The organism is Oleiphilus sp. HI0079 (assembly GCF_001635105.1).
Window position 1 is genome coordinate 1 of sequence record NZ_LWFT01000870.1, and the last position, 816, is coordinate 816.

An 816-nucleotide genomic window follows, 5' to 3' on the forward strand; every position below is an offset into this window, starting at 1 on the left:
CCAAGCCGCGATCAATGACCTGAACAACCACAGTGCTATCGTAATCGGAGCAGGTATTGCCGGGTTGGTACAAGCCCTTACGCTTTCGAGGCATGGTTTTGATGTAAAGCTAATCGACAGGGCTACCCAGCCTCTAGCAGGGGCAAGCTCGCAACCTCAATTAATTATGTACGCAAAATATCCAAGACAGGTGAATGCGGAGGGCAAGCTGCTTTTTCACGCCCACAATATGGCACAAGGCTACTACGAAAGGATGCAGCAAAGCAGTGAAGGCCGATTTTGGCACCCTGTCGGCCTTGCGCAACTCGCTTGGTCAGGAGACGAACAGCAGCGCCAAGATGAATTCATCAGGCATTATGCTCCACCTAGCAGCTTTGTTCAGCAATTGCCGTCCGACGAGCTGTCGTTCAAGAGCCGCATCGCGATTAACAGTACAGGTCTTTTTTTCCCGCAGTCTGGCTGGCTTGATACCAAAGCGTTTGCTGAATATGTGCTGCAACGAGCTAACGTCCAGTTTATCGGAAGTACCAAAGCCATTGGGTTAGAACAAGCGCAAGACAAGAGCTGGCTCGTTGAAACACCCGACCAGACTCTTAACTCAGAATACGTCGTGCTCTGCAATGCCTTTGGAGTCAAGGATCTTATCCCTGACCTCGAACTACCTCTTAAACAGCTAAGAGGTCAAACCAGTCAACTTCTCAGCACCGAACTTGCCAATCTGTCATGCGTCGTTTGCGGAGAAGGATACCTAAGCCCAGGAGCAGAGAATAGCGATGAGCTGCACATCGGCGCTACTTACGACCTTAAAAATCTGGA

1 protein-coding gene is annotated in these 816 nt (G+C 50.2%); it reads left to right on the forward strand.

Features of this window, described 5'->3' with window-relative positions; translation table 11 throughout:
- On the forward strand, positions 1-816 hold an 816-nt coding region (mnmC, locus tag A3750_RS16225; RefSeq protein ID WP_156498654.1), incomplete at both ends, for an FAD-dependent 5-carboxymethylaminomethyl-2-thiouridine(34) oxidoreductase MnmC.